The organism is Sinorhizobium americanum, assembly GCF_001651855.1.
GTDB classification, from domain to species: domain Bacteria; phylum Pseudomonadota; class Alphaproteobacteria; order Rhizobiales; family Rhizobiaceae; genus Sinorhizobium; species Sinorhizobium americanum.
This window is the reverse complement of sequence record NZ_LNQC01000043.1, coordinates 1-25,185: the sequence shown is the minus strand read 5'-3', so window position 1 is coordinate 25,185 and position 25,185 is coordinate 1. Positions and strand designations below refer to the sequence as shown.

The following is a 25,185-nucleotide window of genomic DNA, read 5'->3' as shown; positions in this document are numbered from 1 at the left end:
CGCAATCGCCGGCGTACCGGTCGTTGCAATCCAGTGTGGGATGCGTCAGCGTGGTTTACGTTCAAGGAGGAAGGCAAGCTCATGTATCATCCGGCCTTGTTCAAAGGCATGAATGTGGTGGTGACCGGCGCGGGCCGCGGCATCGGACTGGAAGTCGCCCGACAGTTCCTCGATTGCGGTGCGCGGGTGCTGGCGCACGTCGGCCGGACGCTTTCCGACGTCCGACCCGATTTTCTCGACCTGGCGGCGGGGGAAGGCAGGGCGTTCCTCTCGGCGGCGGATTTTCTCGCCCCCGGGGGGGTCGAGTCCCTTGCCGAGGAGGTGAGGAGCCGTTTCGACAGACTCGACGTTCTCGTCAATAATGCCGGGACCATGGTCGGCCGTTTTCCGGCTGCTGATTTGACCGACGACGAATACCGGACGATCGTCCAGCTCAATCAGACCTCGGTCGTGGAGATGACCAGGGCGATGCTGCCGCTCCTGCGCAAGGGCACGTATCCGGCGATCGTCAATACGGTGTCGATCTCGGCGCGCTCCGGCGGCAGCGCCGGCTCGTCGATCTATTCCGCCACCAAGGCTTTCGTCGCCGCCTATTCCAAGGCGCTGGCACGTGAACTGGCGCCGGAAGGTATCCGCGTCAATTGCGTCTCGCCCGGCACGATCACCACCGATTTCCACGACCGCTATTCGACACCCGAAAAGCTGGAGGCGACGCGCAAGTCGATCCCGCTCGGGCGGCTCGGAACCGCCGAGGATTGCGCGCCCGTCTATCTCTTCCTCGCCTCGCATGCGCTTTCCGGCTATGTCACCGGCCAGGTGCTGGAGGTGAACGGCGGCCAGCTAATCGCTTGAGCGGCGATTCGGAATCGATTCTAAAGGCCAGGCATGATAGACAAGCTGGAATTCTTTCTCGCGCTCGCCCGCGAACGGCATTTCGGCCGCGCGGCGGAGGAGTGCGGCGTGACGCAGCCGACGCTGTCGGCGGCAATTCGCCAGCTCGAGGACCAGCTCGGCGTCATTCTCGTCAATCGCGGCTCGCGCTTTCAGGGGCTGACGCCTGAGGGCCAGCGGGTGCTCGAATGGGCGCGGCGGATCGTCGGCGATACGCGCACCATGCGCGAGGAGATGCGGGCGGCGCGCAAGGGCCTTTCCGGCCATATCCGTCTCGCCGCCATCCCGACGACGCTCTCGATGGTGCCGCTCATCACCGCACCCTTTCAGGAAAAACACCCCGACGTGACCTTTTCGGTGCTTTCGACCACGTCGCTGCAGATCCTGGCGCTCCTCGAAAATCTCGAAATCGACGCGGGGCTGACCTATCTGGAGAACGAACCGCTCGGCCGCGTCACCAGCGTGCCGCTGCAGATCGAGCAATATCATCTGGTTACCGCCGCCGGGACCCCGCTTTCCGATCGCGAAAGCGTGACCTGGAAGGAAGTTAGCAACATTCGGCTTTGTCTATTGACGGCCGACATGCAGAACCGGCGTATCATCAATCAGCATTTTGCCGATGCCGGAGCGGTGGCGAGCCCAACGCTCGAATCGAACTCGATGATCGTTCTTTTTTCCCACGTAAGAACAGGACGCTGGGCGAGCATCATGCCTCATAACGTCGCGAAATCCTTCGGGTTTCCCCAGGATATCCGGTTGATTCCGATCGTCGAGCCGGACGTGCGCCACACGGTTGGCCTGGTGGCGACCTATCGTGAGCCGTTTACGCCATTGGTCTCGGCCCTGCTGCATGAGGCACGCATGCTCAGCGAGCGCAACGGCGCTCAATAGATTTTTTCTATCGATCGACGGAACAGCATTATTGACCCTTCTGCCCATAAGCGCGAAGCTTATTGCCTGTGCAGAGGCCGAAGAGGCTCCGATCTCTGCAACAGCCTGTGAAATCTGGCGTATGGCGGTCCAAGCAGGACCTTGATGCGCCCCGAGCCGGGAGGGCTCTTCGGGTGAATATTCTTCTGCCGCGCGCAGACGTGACCGAACGCACGCTGGCGATTGTCGGCGAACTCAAGGGGCTGGAAGGCCCGCTTCTGCCGATCCTGCACGAGATCCAGGACGAGTTCGGCTATGTGCCGCAGGAATCCCTGCCGGTGATCGCCCGCGAACTCAACCTGTCGCGCGCCGAAGTCTACGGCGTCGTCACCTTCTATCACGATTTCCGCGAGCACCCGGCAGGCCGGCATGTATTGAAACTCTGTCGTGCCGAGGCCTGTCAGTCGATGGGCGGTGACCGGCTTGCCGAGCGTGCCAAGGCGCTGCTCGGCATCGATTTCCACGAGACGACGCCGGACGGCGCCGTGACGCTGGAGCCGGTCTACTGTCTCGGGCTCTGTTCCTGCTCGCCGTCGGCGATGCTCGACGGCGAGGTGCATGCGCGGCTTGACGACGCGGAGCTCGAGGCGCTGGTCGCGGAGGCACGCCGATGACGGTGAAGATCTACATTCCACGCGATGCCGCAGCGATTGCCCTTGGTGCCGAAAAGGTGGCTGCGGCGATGGCCGAGGCGATCGCGGTGCGCGGCCTCGACGCAATGATCGTCCGCAACGGCTCGCGCGGCATGCATTGGCTGGAGCCGCTCGTCGAGGTCGAAACGGCCGAGGGGCGCGTCGCCTACGGTCCGGTGAAGGCGCGCGATGTCGCCTCGCTGCTCGATGCCGGGTTCACCTCGGGCGGCGCGCATCCGCTCTGCCTCGGCAAGACCGAAGAGCTCCCGTTCCTCAGGAACCAGACGCGGCTGACCTTCGCCCGCTGCGGCGTCATCGATCCGCTGTCGCTCGACGACTATCGCGCCCATGGCGGCTTGCGCGGCCTCAAGAAGGCCGTCTCCTTGGCGCCGGCGGCGATCGTCGCCGAAGTCACTGAAAGCGGCCTGCGCGGCCGCGGCGGTGCCGGTTTCCCCACCGGCATCAAGTGGAAAACCGTCCTTGAGACCCAGGGATCCCAGAAATACATTGTCTGCAATGCCGACGAGGGCGACAGCGGTACCTTCGCCGACCGGATGATCATGGAGGGCGATCCCTTCGTGCTGATCGAGGGCATGGCGATCGCCGGCATCGCCACCGGTGCGACCAAGGGTTACGTCTACACCCGTTCCGAATATCCGCATGCGATCGCGGCGGTGAGCGCTGCGATCGAGGTCGCCCGTGCCGCGGGCGTGCTCGGCAGCTCGGTTCTCGGTTCGGCGCATGCCTTCGACATGGAAGTCAGGACCGGCGCCGGCGCCTATGTCTGCGGCGAGGAGACCTCGCTTCTAAACAGCCTCGAAGGCAAGCGCGGGCTGGTGCGCGCCAAACCGCCGCTGCCGGCCCACAAGGGCCTGTTCGATCGTCCGACGGTGATCAACAACGTCATCTCGCTCGCATCTGTGCCGGTGATCCTCGACAAGGGCGCCGCCTACTACCGCGACTTCGGAATGGGCCGGTCGCGCGGCACGATCCCGATCCAGATCGCCGGCAACGTCAAGCATGCCGGCCTCTATGAGACGGCCTTCGGCCTGACGCTTGGCCAGATCGTCGACGAGATCGGCGGCGGAACGGCAAGCGGCCGGCCGGTCAAGGCGGTGCAGGTCGGCGGTCCGCTCGGTGCCTATTTCCCGCGGGCGCTGTTCGACACGCCTTTCGACTACGAGGCTTTCGCGGCAAAAGACGGGCTGATCGGCCATGCCGGCATCGTCGTCTTCGACGACACGGCCGACATGCTAAAGCAGGCCCGCTTCGCCATGGAGTTCTGCGCCATCGAAAGCTGCGGCAAGTGCACGCCCTGCCGCATCGGCTCGACGCGCGGCGTCGAGGTCGCGGACAAGATCGCGGCCGGCATCGAGCCGGAGAAGAACCGCGAACTGCTCGCCGATCTTTGCAACACGATGAAGTTCGGCTCGCTCTGCGCTCTCGGCGGCTTCACTCCCTATCCGGTGGTGAGCGCCATGACGCATTTCCCGGAGGATTTCTCGCCGGCGCCGGTGGCGGAGGCTGCGGAATGATGAACGCGGCGAACACCTCCCTCTGGCCTGCCGGCCATCTCCCCCACAAGGAGGGAGATCGACTCGCGGCTGGCCGCCCGCTCCCGCTAAAACGATTCTGCGATTGGAACCCTCCGCTGGGAACGCAGAGCGTGCCACATCCATTCTCCCCCGTTGTGGGGGAGATGCCCGGCAGGGCAGAGGGGGGCAAGCCCTCGCTGATCGCAATTTCTCAGGAGGCCCGTTAATGTCTCTCGTTCATGAAATCAATTACGGCACTCCTGCTTCCAAGTCCGAAAAGCTCGTGACGCTGACGATCGACGGGCAGGAGATCAGCGTGCCGGAAGGCACGTCGATCATGCGGGCGGCGATGGAAGCGGGCATCGAGGTGCCGAAGCTCTGTGCCTCTGACATGATGGACGCCTTTGGCTCCTGCCGCCTCTGTCTGGTCGAGATCGAGGGCCGGGCCGGCATGCCGGCTTCCTGCACGACGCCAGTCGCACAGGGCATCAGCGTTTCGACCCAGACGCAGCGGCTGAAAGATGTCCGCCGCGGGGTCATGGAGCTCTATATCTCCGACCACCCGCTCGACTGCCTCACCTGTGCGGCCAATGGCGATTGCGAGCTGCAGGACATGGCCGGTGCCGTGGGCCTGCGCGACGTGCGCTATGGCTATGATGGGTCCAACCACGTCAAGGCGCGCAACAATGGCGAGATCAATATCCAGTGGGCGCCGAAGGACGAATCCAACCCATATTTCACCTTCGATCCGGCGAAATGCATCGTCTGCTCGCGCTGCGTGCGGGCCTGCGAGGAAGTGCAGGGTACCTTTGCGCTGACGATCAGCGGCCGCGGCTTCGATTCGCGCGTTTCCGCCGGCATGAGCGAGGATTTCGTCTCCTCCGAATGCGTCTCCTGCGGCGCCTGCGTGCAGGCCTGCCCGACGGCGACGCTGACGGAAAAGTCGGTGATCGAGATCGGCCAGCCGGAGCATTCGGTCGTCACCACCTGCGCCTATTGCGGCGTCGGCTGCTCCTTCAAGGCGGAGATGCGCGGCGAGGAGCTGGTGCGCATGGTGCCGTGGAAGGACGGCCAGGCGAACCGCGGCCATTCCTGTGTCAAGGGCCGCTTCGCCTATGGCTATTCCAGCCACAAGGATCGCATCCTCAATCCAATGATCCGCGACAAGATCAGCGATCCCTGGCGCGAGGTGACCTGGGAGGAGGCCTATGCCCATGTGGCTTCCGAGTTCCGCCGCATCCAGTACCAGTACGGCCGCGATTCGGTCGGCGGCATCACCTCGTCGCGCTGCACCAATGAGGAAACCTATCTGGTGCAGAAGCTGGTGCGCGCCGGCTTCGGCAACAACAATGTCGATACCTGCGCCCGCGTCTGCCATTCGCCGACCGGCTACGGCCTCAACCAGACCTTCGGCACCTCGGCCGGCACGCAGAATTTCGACAGCGTCGAGCACACCGACGTCGCGATCATCATCGGCGCCAACCCGACCGACGGTCACCCGGTCTTTGCCTCGCGGCTGAAGAAGCGGTTGCGCGAGGGCGCCAAGCTGATTGTCATCGATCCGCGCCGGATCGACCTCGTCCGCTCGGCCCATGTCGAAGCCTCGTACCACCTGCCGATCAAGCCGGGCACCAACGTCGCCATCCTGACGGCGCTCGCCCATGTCATCGTCACCGAGGGCTTGGCCGATGAGGCCTTTATTCGCGAGCGCTGCGACTGGTCGGAGTTCGAGGACTGGGCCGCCTTCGTGGCCGAGCCCTATCACAGCCCGGAAGCGACCGAGGCCCATACCGGCGTTGCGGCCGAACTGGTGCGCGGGGCTGCCCGCCTTTACGCCACCGGCGGCAACGGCGCGATCTATTACGGGCTCGGCGTCACCGAGCACAGCCAGGGTTCGACCACGGTCATGGCGATTGCCAACCTTGCCATGGTCACCGGGAACATCGGCCGGCCGGGCGTCGGCGTCAATCCGCTGCGCGGCCAGAACAACGTGCAGGGCTCCTGCGACATGGGCTCCTTCCCGCACGAACTGCCGGGCTACCGGCACATCTCGGACGACGCGACGCGCGAGACCTTCGAGAAGCTCTGGGGCGTGACGCTCAACAACGAGCCGGGCCTGCGCATCCCGAACATGCTCGACGCGGCGGTCGACGGCACATTCAAGGGGCTCTACATCCAGGGTGAGGACATCCTGCAGTCGGATCCGGACACCAAGCACGTGGCAGCGGGCCTTGCGGCGATGGAATGCGTCGTGGTGCAGGACCTCTTCCTCAACGAGACGGCCAACTACGCGCATGTCTTCCTTCCGGGCTCGACCTTCCTCGAAAAGGACGGCACCTTCACCAATGCCGAGCGCCGTATCAACCGCGTGCGCAAGGTGATGCGGCCGAAGAACGGCTATGCCGACTGGGAGGTGACGCAGAAGCTGGCCCAGGCCATGGGGCTCGACTGGAACTATGGCCATCCGTCCGAGATCATGGACGAGATCGCCGCGACGACGCCGACTTTCGCCCTGGTCTCCTATGACTATCTCGACGAGATGGGCTCGGTGCAGTGGCCCTGCAACGAAAAGGCGCCGCTCGGTTCGCCAATCATGCATGTCGACGGCTTCGTGCGCGGCAAGGGCAAGTTCATCCGCACGGAATATGTGGCGACCGACGAGAAGACCGGCCCGCGCTTCCCGCTGCTGCTCACCACCGGCCGCATCCTCAGCCACTACAATGTCGGCGCCCAGACGCGGCGTACCGACAATGTCGTCTGGCACCCGGAGGACCGGCTGGAGATCCACCCGCACGATGCGGAGCAGCGCGGCATCCGCGACGGCGACTGGGTCCGGCTTGCCAGCCGCTCGGGTGACACGACGCTCCGGGCGCTGATCACCGATCGCGTCGCGCCGGGCGTCGTCTACACCACCTTCCATCATCCGACGACGCAGGCGAACGTCATCACCACCGATTTCTCCGACTGGGCAACCAATTGCCCGGAGTACAAGGTGACGGCGGTGCAGGTCTCGCCCTCGAACGGGCCGACCGACTGGCAGATCGACTATGACGAGCAGGCCCGCCAGTCGCGGCGGATTGCCGGCAAGCTGGAGGCGGCGGAGTAGGAAGCGCGATGGCAGGAAAACGACGCCCGCCCTCTCCCGCTGCCGTCACCGTCGGGGCGGCCGAAAGGAGCCGCTTCAGCACCACGGCGAAGGTTCCGGAAGAGGCGCGGCGAGCGGGCGTTCTCGTCTCGCAGTCACGCCACGTACCGGAGGAGACGCCGATTGCGCTCACCTATGGCGGGTCGACGCATGCGGTGATGATGGCAACGCCGGCCGATCTCGCGGATTTCGCCGTCGGCTTCAGCCTGACCGAAGGCATCATCACCGATCCCGATCAGGTCGAAGACGTCGAGGTCATCGCCGAGGACAATGGCATCGACCTGCAGATTCGCCTCAGGGACGAGCAGAACGACGCGTTGCGCCTGCGCCGCCGCCACATGGCGGGGCCTGTCGGTTGCGGTCTTTGCGGTATCGAATCGATCGAGCAGGCGGTTCGAACGACGCCGGACGTTTCAGGTTCGTCGCTGCGGCTTTCCGATGAGGATGTCGTTCGCGCCGTGGCGATGCTCAACGGTCAGCAGCCCCTGCACCTTAAGACGCGCGCCGTCCATGGGGCGGCCTTTTACGTGCCGGGCCGGGGGCTGATTGCGGTTCGCGAGGATGTCGGTCGCCACAACGCGCTCGACAAGCTGACGGGGGCTGCCGCGCGGGCCGGTTTCAAGGGCGCGCAGGGCGCGGTCGTCGTCACTTCGCGGGTCTCCGTCGAGATGGTGCAGAAGACGGCGATCACGGGAAGCCCGGTGATCATCGCCATTTCGGCGCCGACGGCGCTTGCCATCCGCACGGCGGAGGAGGCCGGCATGACGCTGATCGCGCTGGTGCGCGGCAACGAGTTCGAAATTTTCACCCATGCCGAGCGCATAGAGCGGGACGAGGAGGAGCGGGCGCCGTTTTCCCCGCGCGTCTCTCGCTCTGAACCATTTTGAGAGAAGCGGAGCTGTCGCCGATGTCTGCAAATACCAACGCCAAGCTCATCTACATGGCGAACCAGATTGCCACCTTCTTTCAGAGCCAACCGGCGAATGAGGCGGCGCAGGGCGTGGCGACGCATATCAACAAATACTGGGAATCGCGGATGCGTCGCAAGCTGTTCGAGCACATCGAGCACGGCGGCGAGGGATTGAACCCGCTGGTGCTGGAAGCGGCACCGAAGATCCGGAAGCCGGAAGCGGCGTAGGCCAGCAAGAATGCCCTCCCCAACCCCTCTGCACAAGGGGGAGGGGCTACGATGCCGCGCCGCCCACGCTCCCATCGGCCTGCGTGCTCCCGACGAGACGGTTGGAATACGCCGGCGGTTACCCCGGGCGCCTAGCCCCTCCTTTTGTGGGGAGGCGTATCTGCTATCCAAGCATTTAGCCGGCAAAGGGAAGGCGCCAGGTGCCACCTTCCCTTGATCGAGCGCGGGGTTCGGGTGCGCTCAGAAATTCTGCCAGCCTTCGGCAGCCGTGACGACCGCGAGGTTTCCCTTTTGGGCGCCTCGTGCCGCCCTTGGCGCGCGAGCGCGAGCCGGTGAGGCAAGGGGCTCTGCGCGCATTTCGGCTGCACCGAGGTTATCCTGGCCGATGCGGAATTGCCGAAGAAGGCCGTAGAGAGCCTCGGCCTCGCGCGACATGGCGTGGCTTGCGGCCGTGCTTTCCTCCACCATGGCGGCGTTCTGCTGCGTTGCCTGATCCATCGCGTTGACCGCCTGGTTGATTTCCCTGAGACCCGTCGCCTGTTCCCGCGCCGCTTCGACGATCGCCGAGACGTTGAGGTTGATCTCCTGGACCTGGACGAGGATCTGTTCCAGCGCCGTGCCTGTCTGTCCGACCAGCGAGACGCCGTTGCGAACATGCTCGCCGGAGGTGGTGATCAGGGCTTTGATATCCTTTGCGGCACTTGCCGAGCGCTGGGCCAGTTCCCGCACCTCCGTCGCCACGACCGCGAAGCCCTTGCCGGCCTCGCCGGCGCGCGCCGCCTCGACGCCGGCATTGAGCGCCAAGAGATTGGTCTGGAAGGCAATGTCGTCGATCACGCCGATGATGTTGCTGATCTCGCGCGATGATTGCTCGATCTGGTCCATCGCACCGATGGCGTTCTGGACGACGAGCCTCGAATGTTCGGCTCCGTCTTTCGTCTTTGCAACGAGCTGGCCGGCTTCCTCGGCTCGGCGGCTCGAATCGGCGACCGTGGTGGTGATCTCGTCGAGTGCCGCGGCCGTTTCCTCGACCGATGCGGCCTGCTGCTCGGTCCGCTTCGACAGGTCGTCGGCGGCGGACCTGATCTCGCTCGCGCCGCCGGCAATCGCACCGGCATTTTCGCCGACCGTTTGCATGGCGCGACAGAGGCGGACGACCGCATCGTTGAAGTCGCTGCGCACGGCCTCCATGCTCGGCACGAATGGCGTGTCCAGTGACCGGGTCAGGTCGCCCTCCGCCAGCGACCGCAGGCCGGCGCCGAGCGCGTTGATCGCCGCCATCCGTTCGCTGACATCGGTCGCGAACTTGACGACCTTGTAGACCTTGCCGTTCGGATCGCGGATCGGGTTGTAGGCGGCCTGAATCCATATTTCCTTGCCGCCCTTGCCATGGCGGACGAATTCGCCGGCGATGAACTCGCCCTGGGCAAGCCGCCTCCAGAACTCGCTGTACTCGGCCGTGCGGGCATAGTTCGGCTCGCAGAACATGCTGTGATGGCGTCCCTCGATTTCCGACGGACGATAGCCGAGGGCGTTGCAGAAATTTTCGTTGGCGGTGATAATTTCGCCGGTGGGCGTGAATTCGATCACCGCCTGCGATCGGGCGATCGCGTCGAGTTTGCCCGCATCTTCGGTGGCTTTCAGTTTTGCGTCGGTGATATCCGTTGCGAATTTCATCACCTTGTACGGCTTGCCGTTGCGGAACACCGGATTGTAGGTCGCCTGAATCCAGATCTCCCGCCCGGCCTTGGTCACGCGCTTATAGGCATTGCTGTCGAACTCGCCGCGGCCGAGACGCGCCCAGAACTCGCGGTATTGCGGCGTGGCGGCATAGTCGGCAGGACAGAAGATGCGATGATGCTGGCCGACAATCTCCTGCAGGTTGTAGCCGAGGGCTTTGCAGAAATTCTCGTTGGCGGTGAGGATGTTGCCGGTGAGATCGAACTGGATGATCGCCTGCGATTTCGACAATGCTGCAATGATGTGGTTGGAATCCGAACGCTTCGCAAAAGAAAACATGAGTGGTCTCCAAAACTCGCTTCGCTTGGCTAAATCGATACGGGATGGGTCCTTGATTGACCGGGCTCGCGCCGGGTTGCATTCGCTACCCGGGTAGAAACCAAAATGCTGTCGACTGTTTCTGTCCCGCCGTCAGCCGCCAAACGCGGGTCGGCGCTTGATGTGTCGAGGGATTCCTGGGCTTCATGCCCGCGGCGGGATGCAACTCAGGTTAGATTTTATGAGTTAATGCAGTGTTAAATAGTAGATATCAAATATCAGTTGCATAAAGTTGTTATGTTATTACTGGTTGTACTTGATGCCCAAGTTTTCCGCGAAAAGTTGTGCCGGCTGCCGACGCGGAGAGCCGCAACAAAAAAGGCCGTCGCGCAAAAGCGAGACGGCCTCGATCGGAATTCCGTATGTCCGAATGTCAGGCGGCGAGGTCTTCCGCCTCACGTTCCTTGAACATGCGGGCGAGGTTGAGGAAGCAGATCATTCCGCTCTCGTTGGCGATGATGCCTTCGGCGAAGCTCTTGTCGAAGGAGGCGGTGACTTCCGGTACCGGCTGCACCTGGCTGCCCTGCACCGTCAGAATGTCGGAGACGCGGTCGACGACGAGGCCGATTACCATGTTGTGGACTTCGGCGACGACGATGGCGCTGCGCTCGTTGGCAACGGTCGATTTCATGCCGAGCTTGTGGGCGAGGTCGATGATCGGGATCACCGTGCCGCGCAGGTTCATGACCCCGATCACTTCCGGCGGCGAATGCGGGATCGGCGTCGACGGCGCCCAGCCGCGGATTTCGCGGATCGTCGTCGTCTTGACGCAGAATTCCTGGTCGTGGAGGCGGAACGCGATGATCTCCAGCGTCTCGCCGTCAAATCCAGCCGTTTTCAACGTGCCTGTCATTTAAAGCTCCTTGCCGTCGGCGCCCGCAGGGCGCGACTTGGTGATGTGGTCCGCCGACGACATCCGGCGACGCGCAAGCCGCATCATGCGCGGGGAGCCCGCCTTGCGCTTTGGCGGGCATCCTAGGCCGAAATTCGTTAAGAGTTGCTTTTTGCGCCGTTTTTGAAGGCAGGCAGCGCGGGGGGCGCGGCTCAGATGGAAGCGAGTACCGCCGCAAACTGCTCGAGCGCCCAGTCGACCTCGCCCGCGGTGATGACGAGCGGCGGGGCGATGCGGATCGTGTCGCCGTGGGTGTCCTTGGCGAGGATGCCGCGCTCCTTCAGCGCCTCGCAATATTTGCGGGCGCCGCCGGCCTCGGACACGAGTTCGACGGCGAGCATCAGGCCGCGGCCGCGGACCTCCCTGATGATATTGGAGCGAATGTCCGTCAGCCCCGCCATGAAGCGCTCGCCCATCAGCGCCGAATTCTCGATCATGCCCTCTTCGGTGAGCACCCTGAGTGCCGTTCTGGCGATTGCGCAGGCGAGCGGATTGCCGCCGAAGGTGGAGCCGTGCTGGCCGGGTTTCAGGACGCCGAGCACCTCCGAATTCGAAAGCACCGCGGAAACCGGGTAGAAGCCGCCGGAAAGCGCCTTGCCGACCAGTGTCACATCCGCTTCGATGCCCTCGTGTTCTTCCGCGAGCAGTTTTCCGGTGCGGCCGAGACCGGTCTGGATTTCGTCGAGGACGAGCGTGATGCCGTGCTGTGTGCAGAGTTCGCGCACCGCCGCGAAATAACCGGCGGGCGGCACGATCACGCCGGCCTCGCCCTGGATCGGCTCGACCAGGAAGGCGACGGTGTTTTCGCCGATCGCCGCCCGGAAGGCATCGATGTCGCCGAAGGGGACGATCTTGAAGCCGGGCGCGAAAGGTCCGAAGCCGTCATGCGAGTCCGGATCGGTCGAAAAGCCGACAATGCCGATCGTGCGGCCGTGGAAATTGTTGGAGCAGACGATGATCTCGGCCCGGTCGCGGGCGACTCCCTTCACCTCATATCCCCATTTGCGGACGGCCTTGATCGCCGTTTCCACCGCCTCGGCGCCGGAATTCATCGGCAGCACCTTGTGCGAGCCGGTTAATGCGGTGACCTCCTCGTAAAAGAGAGCGAGCTGGTCGTTGCGAAAGGCGCGCGAGGTGAGCGTCAGCTTCTGCGCCTGCTCCACCATCGCCGTGAAGATCTTTGGGTGACAATGACCCTGGTTGACGGCCGAATAGGCCGAGAGGCAGTCGAGGTAGCGATTGCCTTCAATGTCCCAGACGAAGACCCCTTCGCCGCGCGTCAGCACGACGTCGAGCGGCTGGTAGTTGTGAGCGCCGAGCCGGTATTCGGTTTCGATCAGGGCCGCCGTGGTCTTCATCAACGCTCTCCGCTTGCGGCCGCCGCCTCGATCGGCGGCGGCACGGGTTGCATTCTCAGGCGCTGCGGGTCGGCCGGTCAAGGATGCGGCGGCCGAAGAGGCTTGCGGTCAGTTCCACCAGGACGCGGGCGCTCTTGCCGCGGTCGTCGAGGAAGGGATTGAGTTCGACGACGTCGAGCGACGAAACGAGGTCGCTGTCGCAAAGCATCTCCATGATGAGATGGGCCTCGCGGAAGGTGGCGCCGCCCGGCACGGTGGTGCCGACCCCCGGGGCAAATTCCGGATCCATGAAATCGACGTCGAGGCTTACATGCAAGAGGCCGTTGGCGGCGCGCACCTCGTCGAGGATCTGACGCATGATATGGGCCATGCCGCTCTCGTCGACGGCGCGCATGTCGTAGACGTTGACGCCGTGGTCGGCGATCTCCTCGCGCTCGCGCGCATCGACCGAACGAATACCGACCTGGTAGACCCTTTTCGGGTCGACGAGCGGCCGGTTCGACTCGAGGATCGGGGCGAATTCCGCTTCGCCGCAGAAGAAGGCGACCGGCATGCCGTGCATGTTGCCGGAGGGCGAGGTCGAAGGCGAGTTGAAGTCCGCATGGGCGTCGAGCCAGAGCACGAAGAGCGGCCGGCCGACCTCGTCAGCGTAGCGTGCCATGCCGGAGACGCTGCCCATCGAGAGGGCATGGTCGCCACCGAGAATGATCGGAAAATGTCCCTTGCGGGCCGTGTCGTGTACCGTGTCGTTGAGCGCCCGTGCAAAGGCGGCGACCATCTGCAGATTGTTGGCGCCCGCATGGTTTGGAAGGTCGCGGGCCGGCAGCGGCCTGAGGTCGCCCTCGTCGTGGACGGTGTGGCCAAGATCGGCCAGAACCGTATCGATGCCGGCGATCCGGAGTGCCGTCGGGCCCATGGCAGCGCCGCGACGCCCGGAACCTTCCTCGATGGGTGCACCGATCAACGTGATGGTCTTCATGTCCTTCTTCCCTCGCTCGAATCTCTTGAGTTCGGCAGAGATTATCGCCAATAGCTGTGACGGCAAAAAGATGGAAAACTGCCGATAAGATGGCTACTCTTCTCACAATGAAAAGCATTATTCGACAAAGTGACGGAGAATGGACGACATCGACCAGGCCCTGATCAGCGCCCTTCGGCAAAATGCGCGGACGCCGGTTTCGACGCTGTCAGCGATGACCGGCGTTTCGCGCGCCACCATCGCGGCCCGCATCGAGCGGCTGGTGAGGAATGGAACGATCGCCGCCTTCACCATCCGCACGGGATCGGAAATCCCTGCCTCGGGGGTTCGCGCCGTCGTCATGATCGAGGTTCACGGCAAGATGGCCGATCGCGTCGCCGAGCAATTGCGCGGCCTACCGCAGGTGAGGGCGCTGCACAGCACCAACGGGCGGTGGGACTTTATCGCCGAGCTCGAGGATCGCGACCTGGCGAGCTTCGACGAGACCTTGCGCCGTATCAGGCTGATCGACGGGATCACCGTGACCGAAACGAACATCCTGCTCAAGACGAGCAAATTGTCCGGCGCTTTTTAGTCGCACCGGTTCAGGGTTGTGCGTGCAGAATTGTTCTTGATTTGTTCTCATGCTCGTGTAGGATGCTCCGTCTCAGCGAACAAGGGAGGATGTCATGGCCATTTCCGGTGGCGGCCTAATGGCGCGACAGATCTGCATTAAACTGTTCGTCAGGCATGGAGACGAGGAGCGGGCAATCGCCTTCTACCGCGAGGTTTTCGGTGCCGAGCTCCTCCAGCGCCACGAGTGGAGCGGCATTCTGACGAGCGCCGATCTCAGCATCGGCGACTCGATCTTCCGGGTGGCCGGCGCCAATCCGCGCCGCGATGCCGAACCGCATCTCGGCGGGCCGCGCTCGCCGCATGCCCTCGGTACCACCGCGGCGATCCTCGAACTGCACGTCGACGACGTTGACCGCGTGCTCGCGCGGGCAATGGGTGCCGGCGCTAGCCTGCGCAACTCCGTCGAGACCCTGCCGACCGGCGATCGCGTCGCCGCGCTCATCGACCCATTCGGCCATATCTGGGCGCTGTTCACGGCAATCGACGAGAGCGAGCTTCTGGATGCCTTCGGGGTGGAGCGGAATGCGGCTTGAGCGAGCAAAATCAGACTCCAAGAACCCCTCCCCAACCCCTCCCCACAAGGGGGAGGGACTTCGATGCCGCACCCGCTTCCTCCCTTTCTTGACCGTTGCAGCCGTCTCATAGGAACTGCGGGACTGGAGGAGGGCGCCGCCGGGGAAGCCCCTCCCCCTTGTGGGGAGGGGTTGGGGAGGCGACTTTCGGGCGAGAGTCAGCCTCGCTTAATACTCCCTCTCGAAAAAGATACCGCCGGCGGCAGAACCGTCGCCGGCAGCCTCGCCCTTCAGCTTCACGCCTCGGCCGACGTCGAGGTTGATGATCGCCTTGCTGGAGGCCGAGTCGGAGCCCTGCTGCAATTCGAGATAGGTCCGGTCGTTCAAATATTTGCCCGCCCGCACCTGGGCGCCGCCGCTCTCGTCGGTGGTGATGTCGAGGTCGTCGACGCCGAGCTTGTTGCGCAGGCCGTCGAGCAGCGACGTCGAGCCGCCGCCGGCAAGCTGGCTGACGGCGGAGGCGAGCTGGGCAATCTGGAACGCCGAAAGATTGTTGAGCGAGCGGTTGAAGATCAGCTGTGCCAGGATCTCGTCCTGCGGCAGCGCCGGCGAGGAGGAGAAGGTCACCGTCGGGTTGTTGGCCGGCCCGGCGATGTTGACCGTGATAGTGGTCGAGCCCGCGCTCGAGGTGGCGTCGAGGTCGAGCGTCGGGATGAGGTCGCCGCCGAAGCCGATGTGACCGTCCGTGAAGGTCAGCCTCTTGCCGAGGATTTCGAGCCGACCGCGCCGCATGTCGAAATCGCCGGAGACGGTCGGCCGGACGGCGGTGCCACGGATCGTCAGGTCGCCGCCGAGCTCGGCATCGATGCCGCGTCCGCGCACGAAGAACTGCCCCGGCGAGCGGACCGCGAGATCGAAGGCGATGACGCCGCCGCCATCGACGCCCGCACCGCCGCCGGATGCGGCCGTTTCCCGGCGCACGTCGCGTGCCATCTGCCTTACGCCGGCGGGCGCGTTCCTGTGCTGGATGTCGATCGCCGAGAGCGAAGTCGGCAGTTTTTCCGGCACGGTGATCGCCGCCTTGCGGATCGTCAGCTCCCCGCCGAGCACCGGCGTCGCGACGAGCGGACCTTTCAGTGTCAGATCGCCGGCAAGATTGGCGGTGAAGAGCGTGCCGTCGACATAGGTGGCGTTGTTGAGGCGGATTCGGAGGTCGGCCGGGAAGTTGGAACCGGCCGCAATGCCGACTGTGCCGCTCGCCTCGATCGAACCGCCGCTGGCGAGATTGCCGGAAAGCCGGCTGATCGTCGCCTGCCGGCCGTCGAGCGTGACATTGGCCGCAAGGTCGTTGAGCGCCAAATTCCGCCGGACATCGACGAGCCGGCCGCCGACGGTCGCAACCGTGCCGGTGATCTGCGGCGCGCGGGCTGGCCCGGAAAGGGAAAGATCGACAGTGGCCGAGCCGGTGAGGGTGAAGCCCTGCTCCGCCAATTTGGCGGCAAGCAGCGCGAAGGGCACGTCGCCGGCGAACTTCATCGACATCGGCATGTTGCCGGCCATATCGACATGGCCGCCGCCCCTGAAGGAGAGGCCACCCGCTCCCGAGACGGTCGCGTCGAGCGTCACGCGATTGTCGGCAAACCGCCCTTTCGCCGCGATTTGAAGCCCCGATACGCCGGCGCCGCGCGCGGCCGCCACCGAAGCGCCGCTCCATCTGAGATCGTAGTTAACGACCGGCGCCGCGGCGGTGCCGTTGATCTCAACCGTTCCGTCGATCGTCCCTTCGGCGCCGAGCGTCGCCGCGAAAGTGTTGATGAGCGCCGCGGGCAGGGCATTGAGCTTCGCGGAAATGTCGAGCGTCGCGCCGGCCGTGCCGGCGATGGCAATCGTGCCCTTGGACGCCTGGATGGTGAGGTCGCCGAGGCGGACGGTGCCGTTGTCGATGGCGACGACGGTCGGCTTGGCGAGCTTCAGCGGCAATTTCCGCGGCGCTGCCGAAAGCGAAGCGAGGCGGATTTCGGTGCGCCCGCCGGCACTTGCCAGATCCCCCTTGGCCAAGAGCGGGGCCCCGTCATATTGGCCGCTGACATCGAAACCAGTCCTGCCGCCCTGCTGCTCGAAGGCGAGGTTGACGGCTGAGACGCGGTTTTGCCCCTGGACGACGCTCTCGGCCTTGACGCTGCCGCGGATAGCCAGGGCGGCGATATCGGCGATGCGGATATCCGCCACGGGCTTGGCGATCGTCAGCGCGTCGCGCTTGATGCTGCTGCCGCTGGCTTTGACCGATAAGGAAGTGATGCCGTTTGTAGTCGCGACCGTCGCCGAGCCCGAAAGGTCGCCGGATGCCTTCTGGCCGGCCATGGCGGCGACCAGCCCGAGATCGGGCAGGTTGAAGTCGATGGTGCCGTTCGGCTTGAAATCCGCCGTCAACGCGATCGCGCCGGTCACGCGGTTGTCGCCGATCTTTGCCTCGAGCGTCGGGATGGATGTACGGCCATCCGCCGATACCACGTCGGCCCTGACGTCGATCGGCTGGCCGTCGAGCCCGCCGGTGGCGGTGAGCTTTGCCTGCGGGCTGCCCGGCTTGACCGTGGCGTCGGCGGTGACGGTCAGGTCGGTCAGCGAGCGGCCGGCAAGCATGGCGCCGCTCGAGGTCAGCTCTCCCTTGACGGCGAGCGCGTCAAGTGGACCGGAAATGTCGGCGTTGAAGCCGGCCTTTCCTTGCGCATCGGCGAGCAGCTTACCGAGATCGGGCAGTGTGCCCTCGACATCGGCCGTCAGCTGACCTGCCGCGATCGTCGCCGAGCCGTTGGCGGTGACGGTGCCGGACTGCACCCCGAGGGCGCTCAGCTTGACGCTGCCATCGGCGCCAGTCTCGACCTTGCCCGAGACGGTCACCGGCGTGTCGAATCTCGCAGCCAGACCGCCCGGCAGGAAGCTCGGCTCTGCACGCACCTCGAAGTTGGCCGTTGCCGTTTTTTCGGCGCGGGCGAGGCTGCCGGTGAGATTGCCGCGGAAGCCGGGGCTCTCGATCACCGTCGGGTCGAAGCTGATCGTCGCCTCGGTGACGGTGACCGTGCCCTTGGCGGTCAGGTCCTGCGCGGCAAAACCGCCGGATCTGAGCGAGGACATCGAGGCGCCGCTCCAGGCCAGGTCGTAGGCGACCACCGGCGCCTGCGCTTCACCGTCGATATCGACGGAGCCGGCAATGGTCCCCTCGGCGCCGAGTGTCGGCGCGAAGGTGTTGATGAGCTCGGCGGGCAAGTCGTTGAGATTCGCTCTGAGGTCGAGCCGGTCGCCGGCCGTGCCGGAGACCGCGACGGTACCCGTCGAGGCCTGGATGGTGAGGCCGTCGAGGCGAGCCACGCCGTCTTCGATCGCGATCACGGTCGGCGCTGCGAGCTGCAGCGGCAGGCGCCGTGGCGCCGCGGAGGCGGAGGCGAGGCGGATTTCGGTGCGGCCGGCCTCGCTCGTCAGTTCGCCCGAAGCCCTGAGCGGCGCGCCGTCATAGAGGCCCTCGGCCGAGAAGCCGGTACGGCCGCCCTGCTGTTCGAAGGCGAGGTTGAGGTCCGCAAGTCGGTTTTCGCCCTGCGCAACGCTCTCCGCGCTGACACTGCCCTTGATTGCCAGTCTGGCAATATCGGCGATAGCGAGATCGACGGCCGGTTTGGCGATCTTCAGCGCGCCGCGCTCCACGTTGCTGCCATTGGCCTTGATAGCCACCGAGGTCACGCCGTTGACGGTCTCGAACGTCGCCGAGCCGGCGAGATCGCCGGAGGCCTGCTGGCCGGCCATGGCGGCGAGAAGCCCGAGATCGGGCAGGCTGAAGTCGAGCTTGCCGTTCGGCTTGAAATCGGCCGTCAGGTCGATCGCGCCGGTCAAGCTGTTGCCGCCGATTTTCGCTTCCAGCGTCGGAACGGAGGTAAGACCGTCCTTCGAGACGACGTCGGCGCGAATGTCGATCGGCTGGCCGTCGAGTGTGCCGGTGGCGGTGAGCTTCGCTTCGGGGCTCCCGGGCGTCGCCGTCGCATCGGCGTTGATCGTGAGTTCCCTCAGGGTTCGACCGGCAAGCGTCGCGCCGCTCGAGGTGATCTCCGCCTTGACGCCGAGCTTGCTCATGGGCCCGGATGCAGCCGCTTGGAAATCCGCGCTGCCCTTCGCATCTGGCAGAAAGCGGCCAAGCTCCGGAAGCGTGCCCTTGATATCGGCGGTCAGCGTCTGGCCTGAAAGCGTGAGCGAACCGGAGGCTTCGACCGCTTCGGATTTGACATCAAGGCCGCTCAGCTGGACGCTGCCGTCCTCCTCGGTCACCAGATTGCCGGAGATGGCGACCGTCTTCTCGATTTTGTCGGCGAGCGTCGGCGGCAGAACCGCAGGCACTGCGAAGAGCTTGAACGCGGCTTCGAGCGTGCTGTCGGCGCGATCGAGTGCGCCGGTGACGGAACCGCCGATGCCTGGGCTCTCGAGCGTCAGCGGATCGAAACGGATGGCGTCCGGCGCGATCACGATGGTGCCGGCGAGCTTCATCGGCGCCTGTATCGCTCGATTGAGATCCGCGTTTGCGAACCGCGCCTCGCCGATCTCCACCGTCGCCTTCAGCGATCCCCCCTGCGTTTCGAGGTTGAAGGCGTCGCTTTGTGCTGCGACCCGGATGGCGCCGAGGTTACCCTGCGGCAGTCCGAGCGAGACGACGTCGGCGGCGATGTCGAGGATCGCCGATTGTCCATCGCCGATCAGCGACAGGTTCGCCGTATTGACCCGTGCCTGCAGCTCGCCATCCTTCAGCGGCCAGCGGAAATCGAACGGACCGCTGGTGCCGGCGACGCTTGCCTGAAGGTTGTTCTCGCCGCGGCTATCGACGGTTCCCGACGCGTTCAGCGTCAAGGCGCCGGTCGCAAGCCTGCCCGCTTCGATCCGGACCTTGCTCTTCCCGTCGAAGGCGGCGGTCAGGTCGATGCTGGTCGACCCCTCGAAAAGCGGCCGGAAGGCGGCCGGCATGAGCTGGGCGAAAGCTCCACCGCCGGAGAGTGTGAGATTGTGCATGCCGTCGGCTGCCAGCACGTGCCGGCCTTCCAACCGGAGAAGCTCGCTGCCGTCGAGCGATGCGGCGCCGGAGCCCGTCCAGTCGGAGAGGGGTCCCTGTCCGGTCACCTGGATATCGACTGCCGGTTCGCCCGGCAGCCGCAGCAGCTTGGCGAGCAGCCCGCCCTTCGGCTCGGCGATCTCGGCCTCGAGCTTGAGCTCGTTTCCGGCCGGATTGAAGACGAGATCGGCGATGGCGCGCGCCTCCGGGCGATCGCGCTCGGCGGCATTGAAGGCGAGCGCGATGCTTGAATTCGTCGCGTCGACCCTGCCTTTGGCGGTCAGGAACTGATCCTTGCCAGCGATCGCCTTGCCGATAACGATCTCCTTGAGGTCGAGGGCATCGATCTTCACGTCCACGGGCAAGGCGAGTGTCCGTCGCACCTCTTTCGTTTCGGTGGAGGGGATCGGCAGCCGTTCGAGGCGGACGGAAGCCGCCGAGATGCTGCTTGCATCGAAGCGCATGGACAGAAGCTCGGTGGGCGACCAATTCACCGAGAGGTCGCGGACCTCCGCGTAAATTCCCTCGCCGTCGAAGAGCGTCACCGTTCCGGCGGTGAAGTCGCCTGTGAGCAGTGGACCCGGATCGGAGATGCGGACGATTTGGTCGGGCGTCGCCGCATATTTTTCGATCGCCCAGGCGACGACGCGCGCGCCGGGCATGGTGAAGCCGAGAAAGGCGACGAGGAGAAACAGCACGACGACGACCACGCCGAGAAAGGCGAAGACGTAGCGCAGCGCTGATCGAAATGTGCCGATGACCTGATTCATGTCCTATCCATAGACCATGTTACGCCGCTCTGGAATCGGCAGGACCGAAGCGCATCGCCCGCAGGCGGGTTTGCCTACTGCATGTCTCCTTAAATCGACCTCGATTAAGGATAAAGACATGCAGCAATTCAAAGTGCTACAGCGACCTTTGCGCGTCTGATAAGACGCGCGGCGCTGTAGTTTACCATGGCATTGCAGCGCGCATCAGAAAGATTGGCCGATGCCCGCATAAATCCCGTATTCGGTGCCGCCCGGATACTTGTTGAGCGGCACCGCGAAATCGAGACGGATGGGCCCGAAAGGCGTCGCATAGCGCAGGCCGATGCCGGCGCCGGCGCGTATGTCGGAAAAATCCGGCGCCGTGCTCGTCGAGACGCTGCCGGCATCGATGAAGGGCACGATGCCGATCGTGTCGGTTACCGCAATCCGGACCTCCAGCGAGCCATTCACATAGGAGCGGCCGCCGGTCTCCTCGTTGTCGTCATTGCGCGGGCTGATCTCCTGGAAGGAATAGCCGCGCACCGAGCCGCCGCCGCCGAGGAAGAAGCGCCGGGTTGCCGGAATGTCGGAAAGTTCGTCGCCGCCGATGAGCACGCCGGCGCCGAGCTTGCCGGCCAACACGAAACGATTTTCGCTGCCCGGTGCGTAATAGGCGGAGGCGGAGGTCTCGAAGGAGCTGAAGAAGGTCTGGCCTTCGATCTCGTAGCTCGGCTTCGCATTGATCATCGCCCGGTAGCCTTCCGTGGGGTTCAGCTTGTCGTCGCGGGTGTCGCGGACATATTCGAGCGGGATCGCGGCCGTCAGATAGGAGTTCGAGCCGAAGGCGTCGTCGATATCGGCCCAGCTGAGCTCGGCGCCGAGGGAAACGGTATCCTCTGGCGTAAGCTCGAAGCCGGCGCCGGCCGCCGCGGTGATGGTCTTGGCATTATAGGCATCCGGATCGACGATTGCCGCCTTGAGGCTTGCCGTGAATGTCGATGCCGGACCGAAGGCACCGGGCTTGGCAAAGAGAATGCCGGCCGAATAGTCCAGCCCGCCGACATCCGTGGTCTCGCCGATCCGGTCGACGGAGCCCTCGATCCTGAGCGACTCGGCTCGGCCGAAGAGATTGCGATGGCCCCAATATCCCTGCAGGCCGAGGCCGTCGGTCGTCGACACCTGGCCGCCGAAGCCGAAATAGCGGTGCTTGCCCTCCGACACCTGGATGTTCATCGGGATGGTGCCGTCGGGCGCAAGCTGATCGGCCTCGACAATGGTGACGCTGGAGAAGACGTTCAGCGTTCGCAGCCGCTCGGCGGCCTTGCGGATGTTTTCAGGCGAATAAGGCCGGCCATGGTTGAGCCGCGAATAGTCACGCACGAAGTTCGGGTCGACGGTCCTGGTGCCGGTAACCGTCAGAGCGCCGACCGGCGCGACCGGTCCGGATTCGGCCCTGATCGTCACGTCGACGGTGGAGGTGGCATGGTCGGCGACGACGCTGCGCTCGGTGATCTTGGCAAGCGGCCGGCTCTGTTCCTTGAGATCGACGACGATCTGCTCTCCCGCCTTGATGATCAGGGTCGAGTCGGCACGGGCGCCGCGTGTGAGATCATAGGTCGCCGCGTCGAGCCCTGCCGCATCGCCCTCGAACCTCACCGAGCCGAGAGTGAAGGCCGGACCCGGCGCGACGCGCACGGTCACCGGCACGGCCTGGCCATCGGGGAAGGAAGGGTCGGGCGGCAGGCTGTCGATGTCCTGGCCATTGATCAAGATCGTCACGGTGCCGCCGTAGCGCGCTTTTTCGTAGAGCGCGGCGAGCAGCCGCTCCCGGTCGTCGCGGGCCTTGATCAACAGGCCGAGATCGCCGGAGACCGGCTTTTCCTGATCCTGATTGAGCTGAGAAGCATTTTCGAGCGCCTCTCGCAGCTCCTCGTCGTCCGTTCCGGGCTCAAAGGTAAGCGTGTAGTTAACGGGGTCGAGAACCTGCACCTGCTCTTCGGCGCTTTCGAAAAAGCGCATGCCGAAGATCCGGATCGCCTGCGCCTGGCCGGCGAAAATCGGGCCGAGCGCCGTCGAGGCCGCAAGCGCGAACACTGTCGCCGCCTTCCAATACGCAGTACTCGAGCGTGGTGGAGACATCCTCCGCATCCCGTTTCAGGCGACTCTTTACTCAATGCCTGCATGTGCGGCAATGGGCACTCTAGCAGGTCAAAGTTTTCCATTTGTTAACGATCAGGGTCGATTGCATCCACCCCGCAGCGGCGATTCGGGTCGGATTCTCGGCAAAAAGGACTCGTTCTGTGGTGCTTCGGGCACAAAGAGGGGCGGGCAGACGGCTGGGGAGGATCGGGCCTCAAGCGGCCGTCGCAGCGATCCTGACGACCTGAACGAACAGTGCGCGTTCGCTTCGCCGCCCGTCGTATCCGCGGGAAGGTGCCTGGTTCAGGGCTTTGTGCTCGCGCCCTGCGTCCGCAATGCCGCCTCACCGGACGCTCGCTACCTCGACCTACTTCTTGCCGGGAGTGGCGCTTTCGCCGTAGCTGTCGTGCCAGTTCCACCATTCGTAGGGCGGAGTCTGAGGATAGCCCTCGGGCGAATCCTCCCAGGCCTCCTGCCGGCCGAGCGGCGTGATGTCGAGATAGTTCCAGGTGCTCCCCATCTGCTCGTCGCCGCGGTTGTTGATGAAGTAGGTGCGGAACAGGCGGTCCCCGTCGCGGTAGAACACATTCGTGCCGTGCCACTCGCCAACGCCGAAATCGGCGTCGAAGCTGTCCGTAATCGTAAACCATGGCATTTCCCAGCCCATCCGCGCCTTCAGCCGCACGATGTTCGCCTGCGGCGCCCGCGAGACGAAGACGAGGGTGGTGTCACGAGCATTGAGGTGGGCGAGGTGGGCGACCTGGTCGGCCACCATGGAACAGCCCACGCAGGCGTGGTCGGGCCAGCCTTCCACGCCGGGCTCGAAGAAGGCGCGGTAGACGATCAATTGGCGCCGGCCGTCGAACAGGTTGAGCAGGCTCACTTTGCCTGCTGGACCCGCGAAGACATAGTCCTTCGTCACGGCCATCCAGGGCATGCGCCGGCGCTCGGCGGCGAGTTCGTCGCGGGCGTGGGTCAGGGCCTTTTCCTTCACGAGCAGATCTTCGCGGGCCGCCTCCCAAGCGTCCGGCGCAACGACCGGTGGTGTGTGCATGCCAGGCTGTCCGCCCGTGGGTTGCTTCTCGGCTGATATGGTCATGGCTTCCTCCTCGGTTGCCGCGCCTCATGGCTGAAGCGCGCGTTCCATTCGGTTCATCGGTCACAATTGCCTGTCACACAGTGTTGCACACAAGTGTGGCGGCAACCCGATTGCAGCCGCGTCGTTCACGCCTACCGGTGGGTATCCTCGGTCAGTCGAGATGACTGGAAGTTGAGGTATTCGTGACTATGTATCCGTCTTTCACGGGAGTGAGCGAATGGCCGACAAGGCGAGAATGGAGAAGAAGAACGACACCAAGCGGGTCTCTGCGAAAGCAGCCAAGTCGCCCGAGACGGCCGCCAAGTCGTCGGCTCGGAAGCCTGCTAAAGCCGCGGCGAAGGCATCTCCGGCGCGTTCCGCAGTGCCTGAATCCACTGCGGCAAACAGCGGAAGCGCGGAAGCGGTGACGAAGCCGACGCTTCTCTCAGGTGGCAACCCGCAGATCGCCAAGGGCTATGGCGACGCGCCCGTGCAGGCTTATATCGCCGCAATGCCCGGCTGGAAAAGCGATCTCGGACGCCGCCTCGACGCGCTCATCGAGCGGACCGTCCCCGACGTTCGCAAGGCGGTCAAATGGAACTCGCCGCTCTACGGAATGGAGGAGCAGAGATGGTTTCTCGGCATTCACTGCTTCACGAAGTACATTAAAGTGGCGTTCTTTCGCGGCACCTCGCTGCATCCCGTTCCGCCAGGCGAGTCCAAGCAGAAGGAAGTGCGTTACCTGAACATCCACGAGGACGATGAGCTCGACGAGGCTCAGTTTGCCGCCTGGGTGAAGCAAGCCAGTCAATTGCCCGGCGAACGGATGTGAGCGAGGGGGCAACGGCGTGCGTGACGGCAATCATGAAGAGAGTGAAACAACCATGGAGAAGAGGATGGAAGAGGAAAACTCTCCCTCTCAGCTGATCGATGCGAGGATAGAAGAGCTGAACGATTGGCGGGGCGGGACGCTCGCCTTAGTCCGAAAGCTTATCAAGGAGGCCGACCCGGACGTGGTCGAGGAGTGGAAGTGGAGGGGCGTCCCGGTGTGGTCGCACGCCGGAATCATCTGCACCGGCGAGACCTATAAGAGCGTCGTCAAGCTGACCTTCGCCAAGGGCGCCTCCCTGGAGGACCCTGCAAGCCTGTTCAACTCCAGCCTCGAAGGTAATACCAGGCGCGCCATCGATATCCATGAGGGCGAAAAGATCGATGAAGAGGCGTTGAAAGGGCTCATTCGCGCCGCCATGGCTTTGAACCTGTCGACAAGGGCTGGTCGCTCCCAGAAAAGATCGAAGAGCGCCTGAGAATCATCGTGCAGTCCCCGATGACGGGCGCCGCAATTCCGCCGAATGACACAACGCCAAAAGAAAAGATCGGATGATTGGGGCTCCGGCGGCCTCCCTTGATGGGAGTAGCGGGAGATCGGTCTTCCGGGCAGGCTCCAATGG

General features: G+C 64.4%; 18 protein-coding genes. 11 read left to right on the top strand and 7 right to left on the bottom strand.

The genetic code is table 11. From position 1 onward, the window contains the following. Positions 1–81: 81 nt before the first annotated feature. The 7 genes from ATC00_RS06290 to ATC00_RS06255 all read left to right on the top strand — a co-directional run bounded on the left by ATC00_RS06290 (position 82) and on the right by ATC00_RS06255 (position 8,271). Positions 82–852 carry an SDR family NAD(P)-dependent oxidoreductase gene (locus ATC00_RS06290; RefSeq protein ID WP_037389745.1) on the top strand — a complete coding sequence of 257 codons (771 nt, stop codon included), beginning with the start codon at positions 82–84 and terminating at the stop codon, positions 850–852. Between the two features lie 33 nt (positions 853–885). Continuing rightward, the gene (locus ATC00_RS06285; protein ID WP_037389743.1) at positions 886–1,782 is read left to right on the top strand and encodes a LysR family transcriptional regulator; all 897 of its coding nucleotides are present in this window, start codon (positions 886–888) and stop codon (positions 1,780–1,782) included. Between the two features lie 173 nt (positions 1,783–1,955). Continuing rightward, positions 1,956–2,435: a formate dehydrogenase subunit gamma gene (locus tag ATC00_RS06280; RefSeq protein WP_037389742.1), complete on the top strand. Its 480-nt coding sequence runs from the start codon at positions 1,956–1,958 to the stop codon at positions 2,433–2,435. Then, on the top strand, positions 2,432–3,988 hold the full coding sequence (locus tag ATC00_RS06275) for a formate dehydrogenase beta subunit (protein WP_064252298.1): 1,557 nt from the start codon (positions 2,432–2,434) through the stop codon (positions 3,986–3,988). The genes ATC00_RS06280 and ATC00_RS06275 overlap by 4 nt, the downstream gene beginning before the upstream one ends. Positions 3,989–4,214: 226 nt before the next feature. Continuing rightward, positions 4,215–7,094 (top strand): formate dehydrogenase subunit alpha, encoded by a 2,880-nt coding sequence (fdhF, locus tag ATC00_RS06265; RefSeq protein ID WP_064252296.1) that lies wholly within the window; start codon positions 4,215–4,217, stop codon positions 7,092–7,094. An 8-nt stretch (positions 7,095–7,102) separates the two neighbouring features. Further along, on the top strand, positions 7,103–8,020 hold the full coding sequence (gene fdhD / locus ATC00_RS06260; protein WP_037389733.1) for a formate dehydrogenase accessory sulfurtransferase FdhD: 918 nt from the start codon (positions 7,103–7,105) through the stop codon (positions 8,018–8,020). Positions 8,021–8,040: 20 nt separating this feature from the next. Further along, positions 8,041–8,271 (top strand): formate dehydrogenase subunit delta, encoded by a 231-nt coding sequence (locus ATC00_RS06255; protein WP_064252295.1) that lies wholly within the window; start codon positions 8,041–8,043, stop codon positions 8,269–8,271. Between the two features lie 240 nt (positions 8,272–8,511). Here the strand turns inward: ATC00_RS06255 and ATC00_RS06250 are convergent, their stop codons facing one another. The 4 genes from ATC00_RS06250 to rocF form a co-directional block, all read right to left on the bottom strand. Further along, positions 8,512–10,290, bottom strand: coding sequence for a methyl-accepting chemotaxis protein (locus ATC00_RS06250; RefSeq protein ID WP_064252294.1), 1,779 nt, complete (start codon positions 10,288–10,290; stop codon positions 8,512–8,514). A 412-nt stretch (positions 10,291–10,702) separates the two neighbouring features. Continuing rightward, positions 10,703–11,182 carry a chemotaxis protein CheW gene (locus ATC00_RS06245; RefSeq protein WP_064252293.1) on the bottom strand — a complete coding sequence of 160 codons (480 nt, stop codon included), beginning with the start codon at positions 11,180–11,182 and terminating at the stop codon, positions 10,703–10,705. 191 nt (positions 11,183–11,373) lie between these two features. Further along, positions 11,374–12,579, bottom strand: coding sequence for an ornithine--oxo-acid transaminase (gene rocD, locus ATC00_RS06240; protein ID WP_064252292.1), 1,206 nt, complete (start codon positions 12,577–12,579; stop codon positions 11,374–11,376). Between the two features lie 55 nt (positions 12,580–12,634). Then, a complete protein-coding gene (gene rocF, locus ATC00_RS06235; RefSeq protein WP_037389726.1) occupies positions 12,635–13,558 on the bottom strand; it encodes an arginase in 924 nt (307 codons plus the stop codon). Between the two features lie 139 nt (positions 13,559–13,697). Here rocF and ATC00_RS06230 point away from each other — a divergent pair, with 139 nt between their 5' ends. Both ATC00_RS06230 and ATC00_RS06225 read left to right on the top strand, forming a co-directional pair. Then, positions 13,698–14,132: an Lrp/AsnC family transcriptional regulator gene (locus ATC00_RS06230; RefSeq protein ID WP_064252291.1), complete on the top strand. Its 435-nt coding sequence runs from the start codon at positions 13,698–13,700 to the stop codon at positions 14,130–14,132. A gap of 94 nt (positions 14,133–14,226) precedes the next feature. After that, positions 14,227–14,706: a VOC family protein gene (locus ATC00_RS06225; protein WP_064252290.1), complete on the top strand. Its 480-nt coding sequence runs from the start codon at positions 14,227–14,229 to the stop codon at positions 14,704–14,706. Positions 14,707–14,913: 207 nt separating this feature from the next. On the opposite strand, the gene ATC00_RS06220 is transcribed toward ATC00_RS06225, so the two are convergent. The 3 genes from ATC00_RS06220 to ATC00_RS06210 all read right to left on the bottom strand — a co-directional run bounded on the left by ATC00_RS06220 (position 14,914) and on the right by ATC00_RS06210 (position 23,755). Next, positions 14,914–20,538: a translocation/assembly module TamB domain-containing protein gene (locus ATC00_RS06220; protein ID WP_064252289.1), complete on the bottom strand. Its 5,625-nt coding sequence runs from the start codon at positions 20,536–20,538 to the stop codon at positions 14,914–14,916. 204 nt (positions 20,539–20,742) lie between these two features. After that, positions 20,743–22,656 carry an autotransporter assembly complex protein TamA gene (locus tag ATC00_RS06215; protein ID WP_064252288.1) on the bottom strand — a complete coding sequence of 638 codons (1,914 nt, stop codon included), beginning with the start codon at positions 22,654–22,656 and terminating at the stop codon, positions 20,743–20,745. A gap of 367 nt (positions 22,657–23,023) precedes the next feature. After that, a complete protein-coding gene (locus ATC00_RS06210) occupies positions 23,024–23,755 on the bottom strand; it encodes a DUF899 domain-containing protein (protein ID WP_052035615.1) in 732 nt (243 codons plus the stop codon). A gap of 217 nt (positions 23,756–23,972) precedes the next feature. Between ATC00_RS06210 and ATC00_RS06205 the strand changes: the two genes are divergently transcribed. Beyond that, positions 23,973–24,566: a DUF1801 domain-containing protein gene (locus tag ATC00_RS06205; RefSeq protein ID WP_064252287.1), complete on the top strand. Its 594-nt coding sequence runs from the start codon at positions 23,973–23,975 to the stop codon at positions 24,564–24,566. Between the two features lie 64 nt (positions 24,567–24,630). After that, the gene (locus ATC00_RS06200; protein ID WP_153045177.1) at positions 24,631–25,041 is read left to right on the top strand and encodes a DUF1801 domain-containing protein; all 411 of its coding nucleotides are present in this window, start codon (positions 24,631–24,633) and stop codon (positions 25,039–25,041) included. Positions 25,042–25,185 lie beyond the last annotated feature (144 nt).

What these genes read in the sequence shown, in the direction of transcription:
- ATC00_RS06290 (WP_037389745.1), top strand. Translation starts at nt 82, where the DNA reads ATGTATCATCCGGCCTTGTTCAAAGGCATGAATGTGGTGGTGACCGGC.
- ATC00_RS06285 (WP_037389743.1), top strand. Translation starts at nt 886, where the DNA reads ATGATAGACAAGCTGGAATTCTTTCTCGCGCTCGCCCGCGAACGGCAT.
- ATC00_RS06275 (WP_064252298.1), top strand. Translation starts at nt 2,432, where the DNA reads ATGACGGTGAAGATCTACATTCCACGCGATGCCGCAGCGATTGCCCTT.
- fdhF (WP_064252296.1), top strand. Translation starts at nt 4,215, where the DNA reads ATGTCTCTCGTTCATGAAATCAATTACGGCACTCCTGCTTCCAAGTCC.
- fdhD (WP_037389733.1), top strand. Translation starts at nt 7,103, where the DNA reads ATGGCAGGAAAACGACGCCCGCCCTCTCCCGCTGCCGTCACCGTCGGG.
- ATC00_RS06255 (WP_064252295.1), top strand. Translation starts at nt 8,041, where the DNA reads ATGTCTGCAAATACCAACGCCAAGCTCATCTACATGGCGAACCAGATT.
- ATC00_RS06250 (WP_064252294.1), bottom strand. Translation starts at nt 10,290, where the DNA reads ATGTTTTCTTTTGCGAAGCGTTCGGATTCCAACCACATCATTGCAGCA.
- ATC00_RS06245 (WP_064252293.1), bottom strand. Translation starts at nt 11,182, where the DNA reads ATGACAGGCACGTTGAAAACGGCTGGATTTGACGGCGAGACGCTGGAG.
- rocD (WP_064252292.1), bottom strand. Translation starts at nt 12,579, where the DNA reads ATGAAGACCACGGCGGCCCTGATCGAAACCGAATACCGGCTCGGCGCT.
- rocF (WP_037389726.1), bottom strand. Translation starts at nt 13,558, where the DNA reads ATGAAGACCATCACGTTGATCGGTGCACCCATCGAGGAAGGTTCCGGG.
- ATC00_RS06230 (WP_064252291.1), top strand. Translation starts at nt 13,698, where the DNA reads ATGGACGACATCGACCAGGCCCTGATCAGCGCCCTTCGGCAAAATGCG.
- ATC00_RS06225 (WP_064252290.1), top strand. Translation starts at nt 14,227, where the DNA reads ATGGCCATTTCCGGTGGCGGCCTAATGGCGCGACAGATCTGCATTAAA.
- ATC00_RS06220 (WP_064252289.1), bottom strand. Translation starts at nt 20,538, where the DNA reads ATGAATCAGGTCATCGGCACATTTCGATCAGCGCTGCGCTACGTCTTC.
- ATC00_RS06215 (WP_064252288.1), bottom strand. Translation starts at nt 22,656, where the DNA reads ATGTCTCCACCACGCTCGAGTACTGCGTATTGGAAGGCGGCGACAGTG.
- ATC00_RS06210 (WP_052035615.1), bottom strand. Translation starts at nt 23,755, where the DNA reads ATGACCATATCAGCCGAGAAGCAACCCACGGGCGGACAGCCTGGCATG.
- ATC00_RS06205 (WP_064252287.1), top strand. Translation starts at nt 23,973, where the DNA reads ATGGCCGACAAGGCGAGAATGGAGAAGAAGAACGACACCAAGCGGGTC.
- ATC00_RS06200 (WP_153045177.1), top strand. Translation starts at nt 24,631, where the DNA reads ATGGAAGAGGAAAACTCTCCCTCTCAGCTGATCGATGCGAGGATAGAA.